Here is a 12,859-nt window from a genome sequence, read left to right on the forward strand (position 1 = left end):
TAATGCTAATACCTGCGGAAACTGATCAGGCCAGTTCTGCCACGACCGAGGCCAGGGCCTTGGCCGGATCCGCCGCCTGACTGATCGGACGGCCGATCACCAGGTAATCGGAACCGGCATCCAGTGCCTGACGCGGGGTCAGGATACGGCGCTGATCGTCCTGCGCACTGCCCGCCGGGCGAATCCCCGGGGTCACCAGTTGCAGCGAAGGATGCGCCGACTTCAGTGCGGTGGCTTCCAGCGCCGAGCACACCAGTCCATCCATTCCGGCCTTCTCGGCCAGCGCGGCCAGACGCAGCACCTGCTCCTGCGGCTCGATGTCCAGACCGATACCGGCCAGATCCTCGCGCTCCATGCTGGTCAGCACGGTCACGCCGATCAGCAGCGGTTGCGGGCCGCTGCGCTTGGAGAGCTCTTCACGGCAGGCCGCCATCATGCGCAGGCCACCGGAGCAATGCACGTTGACCATCCACACGCCCATCTCGGCAGCGGCTTTCACAGCCATCGCGGTGGTATTGGGAATATCGTGGAATTTCAGGTCGAGGAACACTTCAAAGCCTTTGTCACGCAGGGTGCCGACGATTTCCGCGGCGCAACTGGTGAACAGTTCCTTGCCCACTTTGACCCGGCACAGTTTCGGGTCCAACTGGTCGGCCAGCTTCAGTGCGGCGTCACGGGTGGGGAAATCCAGGGCGACGATGATAGGAGTCTGGCAGGCGGACATGGATGGGCTCTCAGGCAAGTCGAAATCGGCGCGCATTGTAGCGGAAGCGGCGACGGCGCGGCACCCGATGATCGGTAAATCGTCGCCGCAACCGTGATCAGCATAGCGCTCGCTGCTATTGTGTCGAACCCGATACACAACCGACACGCCGCCAACATGCGCCCGCGCTAGCCTCGCCAGCCGCAACACGTCCTTACATCAGCACTTCCCGCCTCACGACAGGACGCCTATGCTGAAACCACCACCTCGCAGCCCATCTTTGTGGTTGGCGGCCTACTGGCAGATGAACAGCCCCATGCACAACACCCAAACGACAGTGACTGATGAGCAGAAAGACGACAAGCGCTGGAGCATCCGCGCGCTGATCGTCGATGACGATGTGCCGATCCGCGAGCTGATGATCGACTACCTCGCGCGCTTCAACATCCACGCCAGCGGCGTCACCGACGGTGCAGCCATGCGCCAGGCGATGCAGGCCGAACATTTCGACGTGGTGGTGCTCGACCTGATGCTGCCCGGCGAAGACGGCCTGTCGCTGTGCCGCTGGCTGCGTGCCGAATCGGACATCCCGATCCTCATGCTCACCGCCCGCTGCGAACCCACCGATCGCATCATCGGTCTGGAACTGGGCGCCGACGACTACATGGCCAAACCATTCGAGCCACGGGAACTGGTGGCGCGGATCCAGACCATCCTGCGCCGGGTGCGCGATGACCGCACCGAACAGCGGGCCAACATCCGCTTCGACAACTGGCGCCTGAACAGCGTGCTGCGTCAGCTGATTGCCGACGATGGTCTGGTGGTGCCGCTGTCCAATGCCGAATTCCGCCTGCTTTGGGTGTTCATTGAACGCCCGCGTCGGGTACTCAGCCGCGAACAACTGCTGGACGCCGCCCGGGGCCGTTCGATCGAAGCGTTCGACCGCAGCATCGATTTGCTGGTGTCGCGCCTGCGACAAAAACTCGGCGACGACCCGAAAGCCCCGCAGTTGATCAAAACCGTGCGCGGTGAAGGTTACCTGTTCGACGCGCGGGACATCGGCTGATGCGAGGGCGCTTCGACACGCTGTTCGGCCGCCTGTTTGGCATGCTGTTCGTGGCGATCGTCCTGGCGCATCTGCTGGCCTTTGCCTGGTTTCACCACTACGGCCCGCCCCCACCGCCGCCCCCGCCGGAATTTGCCGAGGGGGTCGACGGCCAACATCCGCCGCCGGATCCGCGTTTCGCCCATCGCCCGCCACGTCCGTGGTTCGGCGGACCGCTGGTGCCGCTGACGTTCCAGTTCATCTCGCTGATGATTGCTGCGTGGTACGGCGCCAAACTGCTCAGCCGGCCGATCCAGCGCCTGAGCGACGCCGCCGAACGTCTGAGCGAAAACCTCGACAGCCCACCGCTGGACGAATCCGGCCCGCGTGAGGCACGGCAAGCGGCGCACACCTTCAACCTGATGCAACAACGCATCCGCGAACAGGTGCAACAACGAGCACGCATGCTGGGCGCCGTCTCCCACGACCTGCGCACCCCGCTGTCGCGACTGAAACTGCGCCTGGAACAGATCGACGACGAAAAGCTGCAAGGTCAGATGCGCCAGGACCTCAACGACATGATCGGCATGCTCGACGCCACCCTCACCTACCTGCACGAACAACGCACCAGCGAAGCCCTGCAGTTGATGGATGTGCAGGCGCTGGTCGAATCGTTGTGCGAGAACGCTCAGGATCAAGGCGCAGACGTTGAAGTCAGCGGCCATTGCGCGCCGCTGCAGGTGCAACCGATGGCGCTGCGCTCGTGCATCAATAACCTGATGGACAATGCCCTGCGCTACGCCGGGCAGGCGCGCATCGAACTGCAGGATCAACGCGAACAACTGCTGATCCGCGTGATCGACCACGGCCCGGGCATAGCCGAAGACCAACGCGAAGCGGTGTTCGAACCGTTCTATCGCCTGGAAGGCTCCCGCAACCGCAACTCCGGCGGCGTCGGCCTGGGCATGACCATTGCCCGTGAAGCGGCGCAGCGTTTGGGTGGGCAGTTGAATCTGCAAGAAACACCCGGCGGCGGCCTGACCGCAATCATCCGCCTGCCGCGCGCCTGAGAAGAACACCTGTCCCACAGGGAATTTCTGGTGTTCCCGCCACTGTGTACCACCCGGTACAAAACCCAAATACCCAGGACAACTTGCTCCTTGAGTCTGCACAAGCCGGTACACCGACCGGCTTTACAGTCCAAGGAGTGAGCCCATGATCGGTAGCGTCAGCAACTACACGAGCTATACCAGCACCAGCACCAGCAGCACCGCCACCCAGAACACCCGCAGCCAGCAACTGCAAAAGCAACTGTTCGCAAGACTCGACAGCAATAGCGACGGCGCGGTGGACCAGGACGAACTGAAAAGCGCCCTGTCGCAGAAGTCCGACGACGGTTTGCTGGTCAACCTGAGCAAGCAATTCGGCGACCTGGACAGCGACGCCAGCGGCAGCCTCAGCGCCGAAGAAATGACCGCCATGGCACCCCCTCCGCCGCCCAACGACCAGGCCCCGAACACCGACCTCGCCGACGCCTTGATCAGCGCCCTCGACACCGATGGCGACGGCGCCATCAGCAGCGACGAACTGAGCAACGGCCTCACCAGCGCCGGCAGCAGCGCCGACAGCAACCAGATCTTCTCCGCGCTGGACAAGAACAAGGACGGCACCGTCAGCCAGGACGAACTCACCGCCAGCCTCACCCCGCCACCACCGCCACCGCAGCAAACTTCCAGTGATGAACTGTTCAGCCAACTGGATGCCGATGGCGACGGCAGCATCAGCGCCACCGAACTGAGCAGCGCGCAACAGACCCGCGACAACACCTCAACGACCAGCACCGACGCCAGCGCCGCACTGCTCAAAGCGCTGGACAGCGACAGCAGCGGCGACGTGAGCAGCGACGAACTGAAAGCGGCGCTACAGGCAGGTCGGGAACACCCGCCTGAAGAAAGGACCGCCAGCACCCAGACCACCAGCGAAGCGCTGAACCGGATAATTGCCAACTTGAGCAAGCAGTATTCCCTGGACAATACTGCGCCGGTGGGCAAATACCTGAATGTGGCGACTTGAGTTGATGTAGTGATGTGTGATCGTTTCCATGCAGTGGTGTGGGAACGGTCATTTGAGTACAGCGAGAAGAGAGTGGTTGCCTGAGAGAGCCTCATCGCCAGCAGGCTGGCTCCGACCGTGGGGTTGGGTGTGGTCAGTTGGAGATTGGTCGGCTGTCAGGCCGCCTTCGCTGGCAAGCCAGCTCCCACAGGGGGAATGGGTGCGGTCAGTTGGAGATTGGTCGGCAGTCAGGCCGCCTTCGCGAGCAGGCACGCTCCCACACTGGGAAGGGGTGCGGTCTGTTGGAGAGTGGTCGGCTGTCAGGCCGCCTTCGCTGGCAAGCCAGCTCCCACAGGGGGAATGGGTGCGGTCAGTTGGAGATTGGTCGGCAGTCAGGCCGCCTTCGCGAGCAGGCACGCTCCCACACTGGGAAGGGGTGCGGTCTGTTGGAGAGTGGTCGGCTGTCAGGCCGCCTTCGCTGGCAAGCCAGCTCCCACAGGTGGATTGGGTGCGGTCTGTTGGAAACTGGTCGGCCCATAGGCCGCCTTCGCGAGCAAGCTCGCTCCCACAAAAAAGCAAAGCAGTCCAGGCAGACCGCATGCTTTTCACCACTCAACAGGATGAGCGTTAGCTCGGCTGCAGCTCTTGATCTTGCCGTGCCGGCCCCTTCGGCAGGCTGAGTGGAGGGGTTTATCCGGGGGTGGGAGCGCAGCGACCGTTCGACGCAGTCGAACACATCGAGAGGAGGTGCAGCGAAGCAAACCGGAGGCGATGCCCCCGGATGAATCCCGGAGCGAAGGAACCCGAGCCTAAGCGAGGGCCGTACGCCGGGGCCAAGCGTTTTGGTTACTTTTGGGCGTCTGCAAAAGTGACTCGCCGTAAGGGCGAAACCGCCAGCCGCAACACCCGAAGCAACGGATAAACACCCAAAACCCCAGGAACCTGGTCGGCCCAGAGGCCGCCAAGTCAAACCACCCCAGCCAAATCTAAACCCGAGCCTGACTCTTGCTCCAATCCGTCAACAAACTATAAGCCACCGCCAACAACGTAGGCCCGATAAACAGCCCGATAAACCCAAACGCAATCAACCCGCCAAATACCCCAAGCAACACAATCACCAACGGCAGATTCCCGCCCCGGCTGATCAGATAAGGCTTCAACACATTATCCACGCCACTGATGATGAACGTGCCCCAGATCCCGAGAAACACCGCCATCCCGTACTCGCCCTTCCACGCCAGCCAGGCCGTCGCCGGAATCCACACCAACGGCGGCCCCATTGGAATCAGGCTCAACAGGAACGTCACGATCCCCAACACCAGCGCCCCAGGAACCCCGGCAATCAGGAACCCGATCAACGCCAGAATCGCCTGCGCCGCTGCCGTACCGATCACTCCGTTGACCACTCGCTGCACGGTACCGGCCACCAGCTCGATGTAATACCCGGCCCGCTCGCCAATCAGCCGCTCCAGCAGACCGTGCACAAATGCCGCCAGTCGCGGCCCGTCGCGATAGAAAAAGAACACGAAGACAATGCTCAGGGTCAGCTCGAGGATTCCGCCGCCGATCTGCGCACTGCGCGCCAGCAACCAGTTGCCGACCTGCCCCAGATACGGCTTGATCGACACCATCAGCGCGGCGCCCTGCTGATCGATGCTGTTCCAGACCCCGACCAGCCGCTCGCCGACCAGCGGCACGCTGCCGAGCCAGGCCGGTGCTTCCGGCAGGCCGTCGACCTGTACATCCTTGATGAACGCCGTGGCATCGCGCACGTGATCGGCCAGATTGAACCCCAGCCACACCAGTGGCGCCGCCACCAGCAGCATCCAGCCAAGGGTCAAAATAGCCGCAGCAAGTGATTCGCGGCCATTGAGCCAACGGGTCAACAGACGCATCAGCGGCCAACTGGCGAACGCCAGCACCGCCCCCCAGAACAGCGCCGACCAGAACGGCGCCATCACCCACAGGCTGGCACCAAACAGCACCAGCAGGAGAATCTGCACCAACAGCCGATCATTATTGAGCATGTAAAGTCTCGAAGAAGTCAGTCGGTCAAAGCGTAGGCGAACACGCCCCGCGTGCACGTACGATGCAGCTTATCGCAACAGATCAATGCGCAGGCCAGCGCCGTCGGCGCTTCCCGCCTCCATCCGCGCCGCGCGCACGCCCTGACCGATCAATGCCTGACGCCAGGCCTCGGCCTTCGGCCCGGAAATCGTCACGCGCTGGGTGGTGTCGAGGTTCAAGCCACGGGAAATCAGTCGTAGCCAGGTGTCATCCGGGTCCGCGGTCAGCTTGGGAAAGTCCAGTTCGCCGGTGCTTTTGAGCTGTCGCAACAGCGTCGCCGACGTTGGAAGCAACTCGCCCAACGGCGCGCCCGCTTCGAACTGTTCGACATGCAGGTAGGCTTTGCGATTGCCGCGGGTGATGCTGTAGAGCGCCACCAGGGTGTTGTCCTTCGGTGCAGCCAGACGCAACAGCAGATAGGCCTGTTGCTCGTCGGCACCGTACAGCTTGGCATTGCCGAACACTTCATTGGCCCACAGGCTGCTTTCGCCGCAGTCGCGGGCCTGGCACCAGAACAGCAACTCGGCGTCCTGCTTTTGCAGGGCTTCGCGAGCAGCAGTGAAGGCTTCGGTGGCGGAGTGCTCCGGGGGCAATTCATAGGTGACCGAAGTGGTCTGGCCGCGCGCGGTGACCTGGCCGTCGAAGCGCAACTGGCCGCTGATCTTGCGAATCGAGCCCAGCGGATAGATCCGCTCGAGCTCCACCGGAGGGCGATAGTCGACAATCTGCGCATCGGCCAGGCGCGGCACGATCTGCAGATCCTGGCTGCCTGGCACATCGGCAGCGAAGAGAACGGGACTGAAACAGCACAGCGCCAACAGACTGAGTGACCGCATAGTCAGGCTCATCGGATCGGCATGGCTTGGCGGGTCGGGGTCGCAGCGGTATAGAAATCCATCGTGTTTGTCTCCCATTTCAACCCGCCCAGCCTCGACAGTTGCCCGGTGCAAGTCAAGGAATGGCGAAGAAGCGATTGAAACAGTCTGCGACAAGGTCGGCACCGGACTCATCGTTCAGGTGCAAATGATGCCCGCCCGCCAGCTGTTCCTGGCTAAAGGGTAGACGCTCCAGCAACTCCGGATGCCTGGCCAGCATGCCGTCGGCGGCGACCACCAGTTGCGCCGGACAGGCGATGCGCTGGACGAACGCCATCGCCTGTTCCTGAGTCAGGCGCAACGGCGATGGCAGAGTCAGCCGATTATCAGTGCGCCAGGTATAACCGCCGGGCACCGGCATCAAACCGCGTTGCGCCAGCAGTTCGGCGGCTTCGCGACTGACCGCCACCAGCCCTTTCATCCGCGCTTCGATGGCACGATCGAGGGTGTTGTAGACCGGTTTGCGCTTCTCGCGCAGATCCAGCTGCGCCTGCAGGGCCATGCCCATGCGCTCGGCGGCGTTTTCGCCTTTGTCTGTAGGCGGAATCACCCCATCGATCAGCGCCAGATGGCTGATGCGCTCCGGCAATGAACCGGCCAGCACCAGCGAAACGATGGCACCCATCGAATGCCCGAGCAGGCCAAAGCGTTTCCAGCCCAATTGCTCGGCGACCTGCAGCACATCATGGGCGTAGTCCCACAGCGCATAACCGGCGCCGTTCGGGCGATGTCCGGAATGCCCATGCCCGGCCATGTCCAGGGCAATGATGCGCAGGCCTTTGAGCCTCGGCGCCAGGCGGGCGAAGCTGTTGGCGTTGTCGAGCCAGCCATGCAGGGCGATCACCGGCAGACCGTCCTCGGGGCCGAACAAGTGCGCCGCCAGTTCGATATGCGGCAGGCTCAGGCGCACTTCTTCGAAGGTCGGGCTCATGCGCAGTCCTTCTGTTGGCGGCGCTCCCAACGCGTAAACAGCTCTTTGAGCAGGCGCGCGGTGTCCTGCGGACGTTCGAGCGGGAACATGTGTCCGCCGGGCATGCTCAGGGCTTCGCCCTGGGGCAGGCGCCCGACGAACCGCGTGTGATGACGCATGACCACGCGACTCTTGTGACCACGCACCACGGCCAGCGGCACCTGCAATTGGCGCGTACGGCCCGGGCTGGTGTGCGGCACGCCGCGATAGATGCTGATTTCGGTGGCCGGGTCGAAGCGCAAACGCAACTTGTCGCCGACCGTCTGCAACCCGTGTTGCAGGTAGGCATCGAAGCATTCCGGATCGAAACCGCGAAACAGGGTCTTGCCGGCAAAGTAGGTGCGCGCCGTGTCGAGGTCGGCGAACTCTTCGCGCCGCCCCAACGTACGTCCGGCCGGGGTCAGCCTGTCGATGAAGCCGAAACGCTTGGCCGCGCGGATCACCCATTGGTCAGTGCGGGTCAGCACCGGCGAGTCGAGCATGACCACGCCGCGATACAGCTCTGGGCAGCGCAATGCGGCGTGCAGGTGCAACACGCCGCCAAAGGAATGGCCGACGCCCCACACCGGTTGATTCTGCTGCTGCAAATGGTGGATCAGTTCGTCGACCAGGTTGTACCAGTTGTCGTCCGCCGGGAAACGCGGATCATGGGCATGCTGCTCCAGATGCGCAACCCGGTACTCGGGCGCCAGCGCCGCGAACAACTTGCCATAGGTGCCCGAAGGAAACCCGTTGGCGTGGGCGAAAAAGATCGGTTGCGACATGCAGGTTTATCCATGAGCAGAAACATGCCGCTGATTGTCCGCAAGAGCGCGGCGCTGAGCAATGACCGTAACTGCCAGGAATGATGACAGTCCGGTCATGGCAGTGGCGCATCGGACTTCAACGCACCGGCGGCTGCTCACCCAACGGCACCACCGCCATGGTCAAACGCGAGACGCAACTGGCCTTGCCTTCATCGCTGGTCAGGCGAATGTCCCAGACATGCGTGGTGCGACCGATGTGAATTGGCGAGGCCACTGCGGTCACCCGCCCGCTGCGCAAACCGCGCAGATGGTTGGCATTGATCTCCAGCCCCACGCAATAGAATTTGCTGGCATCGATGCACAGGTAACTGGCCATGGAACCGACGGTTTCCGCCAGCACCACCGAAGCGCCGCCGTGCAGCAGACCATAAGGTTGATGGGTGCGGTGATCGATGACCATGCTCGCCGTCAACGACGCTTCGTCGAAGGACTCAAAGCGGATATCCAGCACTTCGCCGATGGTGTTTTTCTGGATTGCGTTCAACTGCTCGATGTTCGGAGTGGTGCGCCACAAGGTCATCGCAGGCTTCCTTTGTTGTTTTGATCGTCACTCAATCCTGCCACAGCACCGCCTCGCTGCGCGCGCTCCATTCTTCAAACCGCGCGCCATAAGTGTCTTCGATGACGTTGCGCTTGATCTTCAAGGTCGGCGTGAGAAAGCCGTTTTCCACCGCCCAGCTGTCCTTGACCACCACCAGCCGGCGCAGGCGTTCGTGCTTGTCGAGCACGGCGTTGACCTCTTCGAGCAGCTTCTCCAGGCTCGAATGCAGACTCGCCCGCGCCTCCTCCTGATTGACGTTCGACAGCACGCACAAGCCCAGCGGGGCACTCAGGCCATCACCGACGACACAGACCTGTTCGATCCGCGAATGCACCGCCAGCCGGTTTTCAATCGGCGCCGGGGCCACGTATTTGCCCTTGCTGGTCTTGAAGATTTCCTTGAGCCGGCCGGTCAGGCGCAAGCGCCCCTCGGCATCCTGTTCGCCCTTGTCACCAGTACGCAGGAAGCCGTCCTCGGTGAGGGTCTCGGCGGTTTTCTGCGGCTCCTTGAAATAGCCAAGCATGTTCGCCTGACTGCGCACCTGCACCTCACCGGACTCGTCGATTCGCACCTCAACCTCCGGGCACGGCTTGCCGATCCAGCCTTGCTTGTACTGACCCGGCAGGCAGATGTGCGAATAGCCGCAACTCTCGGTCATGCCATACACCTCCAGCACATCGAGGCCGAGTTTCTGATACCAGCCGAGCAGGGTCTGCGGCACCGGTGCCGCACCGGACAGGGCAACGCGCAAGGCATCAAGGCCTAACCCGGCCAACACCTTGTGCCCGACCCGCTTGCCAATGAATGGCAGGCCAAGCAGGAAATCCAGGCGCTTGGCCGGGATCTTGCCGTACACGCCCATCTGGAATTTGGTCCAGATGCGCGGCACCCCGAACATCGCCGTGGGCCGCGCCCGCTGCAGATCGGTGATGAAGGTGTCGAGGCTTTCGGCAAAGAACACGGTTTGCCCGGTATAAATCGCCGCCAGTTCAACGAACATTCGTTCGGCGACATGGCACAGCGGCAGGTACGACAGCAGGCGGTCTTGCTCGTTGAGCCCGAACAGTTGCGTGCCGCGAGTCGTGGCAAAGCCCAGATTGGCAAAACTGTGCATCACGCCTTTGGGCAACCCGGTGGTGCCGGAGGTGTAGATGATGGTCGCCAGTTGTTCGGCCGCCGGGCGTGGATCGTCCTGGATCGGCGAGCTCCCTTGCAGGTCATCCCAACTGAAATCAAACTCGCCGGGCGGATGCAGCGGCAGACTGATGGTTGGCAGATCCGCCGGCACACCGACCGACATGCCCGGCCAATCATCGAGCTTGCCGATGAACGCCAGCACGCTTTCCGAATGTGTCAGGACCTGATTCACCGAGTCTGCCGTGAGGTTGGGATACAGCGGCACCGAGACGTGTCCGGCCATCCAGATCGCCAGATCGGCAATGATCCAGTGCGCGCAGTTTTTCGAGATCAGTGCAATGTGGCTGCCTTGCGGCAATTCCCGTGCGCGCAGCCAGTGCGCGGCGCAACGGGCCTGATGGCCGACGTCGGCCCAGGTCAGCGTCTCGACCTGCCCGCCACCGATGGGCTGCACCAGAAAACGCTGGCGCGGGTGCCGGGCCTCACGCTCGTAGAATACGTCCAGCGGTAAACGGAAGGCGGCAGACATGCGACTCGCTCCTGTTTTTTGGGTCTGGAGCAAGCGTAGTCAACCAAGCAAGTGCTTGGTTGGATTTTTTACCAAAAGAAACAAGATCAAAAGATCGCAGCCTGCGGCAGCTCCACCAGAGACCTGTGCAGGCTGCGATCTTTTGCTTTTAGGGGTGCTTGAGGCTGTTGAGGGTCATCGAGCCTATCAACAACTCAGGACTTTCCAGTTCGGCCAGGCCAGCGGTGCTGACCTTCTCCGGCGGATACCCGGCGCCATGCTGCAGATAGCTCAGCAGGTTGCCCACCAACGGGTTATGGCTGACCAGCAGCACATTGCTCACCGACACCAGCTGATCCGCCACCTTGTCCGGATCGCTCTCCGGCGTCAGCCAATCGACGGTGCGGATCTCCGGCTCGAAACCCAGAGCCTCGCGAACGATCTGCGCAGTCTGTTGTGCGCGCAGATAAGGGCTGGCGTAAATCGCCGTCAGTGGCTGACCGATCAATCGGGCTGCGCTGCTCAAGGCCTCTTGGCGTCCGTGCGCGGTCAGTTCCCGTTCGGAGTCGGGGCACGAGCCATAAGGCACGGCCTCACCGTGACGCAATACCCAGAGTTTCATAGCTTGGGTTCCTCATCGCGGGCCGGATGCGGGGCTGGCGGCACGGCGTGCGGCGTCTCGCCTTCCGGGGCACGCGGGGTCGGCCAGTCGGCGAACGGCCAGGGTTTCTGGTCGCTGTGAAAGCTGCCGAAGCGGCCGATCTGCGCGAGGAACTGGCTCAGACTGTCGCCGAAATTCATCAGGCTGGCGCTCGGCGCGCCGTAAATCAAACGATAGATCAGTTGCACCAGCACCACCGCGCCGAGGATGAACTGCGCCACTTGCCAGACCAGCACGTAGACGATCATCCACAGCACCCGCAGGAGGATGGATTCGTACTTGGCTTCGGTTTTCGGATCGTTCATGGCTCGCTTCCTGTTGAATCAATTGAAACCGCTGGTGGAAATAAAGTCGACGTCGGTTTTCGGCTCGGCCCGCATCAGTAGACCGATCACCTGCTCCAGCGTGCGTCCTTCAAACAGGATCGCATGCAGCCCGGCGACCAGCGGCATGTACACGCCAACCTCCTGGGACTTGGCCTTGAGCACCTTCAGGGTGTTCACGCCTTCAGCGACTTCGCCCAGGCGCGACACGGCTTCATCAAGGCTCAAGCCCTGACCGAGGGCAAACCCGACCTGATAGTTGCGGCTCTTGGGTGACGAGCAGGTCACGATCAAGTCACCGACCCCGGCCAGACCGAGGAAGGTCATCGGATTGGCGCCCTGGTTCACCGCGAACCGGGTCATCTCGGCCAGGGCGCGAGTGATCAGCATGCTCTTGGTGTTCTCGCCCATCTCCAGCGCTACCGCCATGCCGGCAATGATCGCGTAGACGTTTTTCAACGCGCCGCCCAGTTCGACACCGAAACGGTCAGCACTGGCGTAAACGCGGAAGGTGCGACCATGCAACGCAGCCTGTACCGCTTTGCAGAGTTCTTCGTCTTCGCTGGCGACCACCGTGGCGGTCAGCGCGTGCTCGGCGATCTCCCGCGCCAGGTTCGGCCCGGACAGCACGCCGATGCGCGCCTGCGGGGCGATCTCTTCGAGGATCTGGCTCATCAGTTTGAAGGTGTGGGCTTCGATGCCCTTGGTCAGGCTGACCAGCATCTTGCCGCTCAGGCGCTCGGCATGAGCAGCCAGCACCGTGCGCAGGGCGCTCGACGGCAGCGCGACGAAGCACAACTCGCAGGCGTCGAGGGTGGCCTGCAGGTCGGTGACCGCCGTCACCCCCGGCAGGATCTTGATGCCTTTGAGGTAACGCGGATTCTCGCGATTGACCCGGATGGCCTCGGCCTGCTCGGGGTCGCGCATCCACTGCAGGACTTGATGGCCGTTCTCGGCCAAAAGATTGGCCACGGCGGTACCAAAACTTCCGCCTCCCAGGACCGCAATCGGGCGCTGTTCAGTCATATGCAATCCGTTAATCCATACCAGTGGCGATGCCGGCATTATACGGGGCGACCGGAGCGCGGCCAGCCCCTGCGTCAATTACCGGCACTTGTAGGAAGAAGACCAATAAAACCTAGGAAAATGCCAGCATCGTGACTGGAAAAGT

The 12,859-nt window shown here is 62.5% G+C and carries 13 protein-coding genes; 3 read left to right on the top strand and 10 right to left on the bottom strand.

Features of this window, described 5'->3' with window-relative positions:
- Window positions 1–25 precede the first annotated feature (25 nt).
- A complete protein-coding gene (gene pyrF / locus HXW87_RS24255; protein WP_047295723.1) occupies window positions 26–724 on the bottom strand; it encodes an orotidine-5'-phosphate decarboxylase in 699 nt (232 codons plus the stop codon).
- 295 nt (window positions 725–1,019) lie between these two features.
- Here pyrF and HXW87_RS24260 point away from each other — a divergent pair, with 295 nt between their 5' ends.
- From HXW87_RS24260 to HXW87_RS24270, 3 genes are all read left to right on the top strand, one after another.
- Window positions 1,020–1,769, top strand: coding sequence for a response regulator (locus HXW87_RS24260; protein WP_041073744.1), 750 nt, complete (start codon window positions 1,020–1,022; stop codon window positions 1,767–1,769).
- Window positions 1,769–2,818 (top strand): ATP-binding protein, encoded by a 1,050-nt coding sequence (locus tag HXW87_RS24265; RefSeq protein WP_131671690.1) that lies wholly within the window; start codon window positions 1,769–1,771, stop codon window positions 2,816–2,818. Before HXW87_RS24260 ends, HXW87_RS24265 begins: the two co-directional genes overlap by 1 nt.
- A gap of 145 nt (window positions 2,819–2,963) precedes the next feature.
- A complete protein-coding gene (locus HXW87_RS24270) occupies window positions 2,964–3,821 on the top strand; it encodes an EF-hand domain-containing protein (protein WP_239777891.1) in 858 nt (285 codons plus the stop codon).
- 965 nt (window positions 3,822–4,786) lie between these two features.
- Here HXW87_RS24270 and HXW87_RS24275 read toward each other — a convergent pair.
- The 9 genes from HXW87_RS24275 to HXW87_RS24315 form a co-directional block, all read right to left on the bottom strand.
- Window positions 4,787–5,827 (bottom strand): AI-2E family transporter, encoded by a 1,041-nt coding sequence (locus HXW87_RS24275; protein ID WP_047295744.1) that lies wholly within the window; start codon window positions 5,825–5,827, stop codon window positions 4,787–4,789.
- 69 nt (window positions 5,828–5,896) lie between these two features.
- Window positions 5,897–6,703: a DUF4892 domain-containing protein gene (locus tag HXW87_RS24280; RefSeq protein ID WP_095668573.1), complete on the bottom strand. Its 807-nt coding sequence runs from the start codon at window positions 6,701–6,703 to the stop codon at window positions 5,897–5,899.
- Between the two features lie 115 nt (window positions 6,704–6,818).
- Window positions 6,819–7,673 carry an alpha/beta hydrolase gene (locus HXW87_RS24285; protein ID WP_131671692.1) on the bottom strand — a complete coding sequence of 285 codons (855 nt, stop codon included), beginning with the start codon at window positions 7,671–7,673 and terminating at the stop codon, window positions 6,819–6,821.
- Window positions 7,670–8,476 carry an alpha/beta hydrolase gene (locus HXW87_RS24290; RefSeq protein WP_239777892.1) on the bottom strand — a complete coding sequence of 269 codons (807 nt, stop codon included), beginning with the start codon at window positions 8,474–8,476 and terminating at the stop codon, window positions 7,670–7,672. The genes HXW87_RS24285 and HXW87_RS24290 overlap by 4 nt, the downstream gene beginning before the upstream one ends.
- Window positions 8,477–8,594: 118 nt before the next feature.
- Window positions 8,595–9,038: a hotdog fold thioesterase gene (locus HXW87_RS24295; RefSeq protein WP_047295752.1), complete on the bottom strand. Its 444-nt coding sequence runs from the start codon at window positions 9,036–9,038 to the stop codon at window positions 8,595–8,597.
- 31 nt (window positions 9,039–9,069) lie between these two features.
- On the bottom strand, window positions 9,070–10,725 hold the full coding sequence (locus HXW87_RS24300) for an AMP-binding protein (protein ID WP_095668569.1): 1,656 nt from the start codon (window positions 10,723–10,725) through the stop codon (window positions 9,070–9,072).
- Window positions 10,726–10,873: 148 nt separating this feature from the next.
- Complete coding sequence (gene sixA / locus HXW87_RS24305; protein ID WP_041067483.1) at window positions 10,874–11,326, bottom strand: phosphohistidine phosphatase SixA; 453 nt, start codon at window positions 11,324–11,326, stop codon at window positions 10,874–10,876.
- Window positions 11,323–11,670 carry a DUF4389 domain-containing protein gene (locus HXW87_RS24310; RefSeq protein WP_047295758.1) on the bottom strand — a complete coding sequence of 116 codons (348 nt, stop codon included), beginning with the start codon at window positions 11,668–11,670 and terminating at the stop codon, window positions 11,323–11,325. Before HXW87_RS24310 ends, sixA begins: the two co-directional genes overlap by 4 nt.
- A gap of 18 nt (window positions 11,671–11,688) precedes the next feature.
- Entirely contained in the window at window positions 11,689–12,714 is a 1,026-nt protein-coding gene (locus HXW87_RS24315; RefSeq protein ID WP_047295760.1) for an NAD(P)H-dependent glycerol-3-phosphate dehydrogenase, read from the bottom strand.
- Window positions 12,715–12,859: the final 145 nt, after the last annotated feature.

Origin of the sequence: Pseudomonas sp. Y5-11, assembly GCF_022368695.1 — a bacterium.
Classification (GTDB): Bacteria; Pseudomonadota; Gammaproteobacteria; order Pseudomonadales; family Pseudomonadaceae; genus Aquipseudomonas; species Aquipseudomonas parakoreensis.

Bases quoted from the DNA above. Each gene is read 5' to 3' on its own strand.
- HXW87_RS24300 (WP_095668569.1), bottom strand. From the start codon at position 10,725: ATGTCTGCCGCCTTCCGTTTACCGCTGGACGTATTCTACGAGCGTGAG.
- HXW87_RS24290 (WP_239777892.1), bottom strand. From the start codon at position 8,476: ATGTCGCAACCGATCTTTTTCGCCCACGCCAACGGGTTTCCTTCGGGC.
- HXW87_RS24265 (WP_131671690.1), top strand. From the start codon at position 1,769: ATGCGAGGGCGCTTCGACACGCTGTTCGGCCGCCTGTTTGGCATGCTG.
- HXW87_RS24260 (WP_041073744.1), top strand. From the start codon at position 1,020: ATGCACAACACCCAAACGACAGTGACTGATGAGCAGAAAGACGACAAG.
- HXW87_RS24275 (WP_047295744.1), bottom strand. From the start codon at position 5,827: ATGCTCAATAATGATCGGCTGTTGGTGCAGATTCTCCTGCTGGTGCTG.
- pyrF (WP_047295723.1), bottom strand. From the start codon at position 724: ATGTCCGCCTGCCAGACTCCTATCATCGTCGCCCTGGATTTCCCCACC.
- HXW87_RS24315 (WP_047295760.1), bottom strand. From the start codon at position 12,714: ATGACTGAACAGCGCCCGATTGCGGTCCTGGGAGGCGGAAGTTTTGGT.
- sixA (WP_041067483.1), bottom strand. From the start codon at position 11,326: ATGAAACTCTGGGTATTGCGTCACGGTGAGGCCGTGCCTTATGGCTCG.
- HXW87_RS24280 (WP_095668573.1), bottom strand. From the start codon at position 6,703: ATGCGGTCACTCAGTCTGTTGGCGCTGTGCTGTTTCAGTCCCGTTCTC.
- HXW87_RS24270 (WP_239777891.1), top strand. From the start codon at position 2,964: ATGATCGGTAGCGTCAGCAACTACACGAGCTATACCAGCACCAGCACC.
- HXW87_RS24285 (WP_131671692.1), bottom strand. From the start codon at position 7,673: ATGAGCCCGACCTTCGAAGAAGTGCGCCTGAGCCTGCCGCATATCGAA.
- HXW87_RS24310 (WP_047295758.1), bottom strand. From the start codon at position 11,670: ATGAACGATCCGAAAACCGAAGCCAAGTACGAATCCATCCTCCTGCGG.
- HXW87_RS24295 (WP_047295752.1), bottom strand. From the start codon at position 9,038: ATGACCTTGTGGCGCACCACTCCGAACATCGAGCAGTTGAACGCAATC.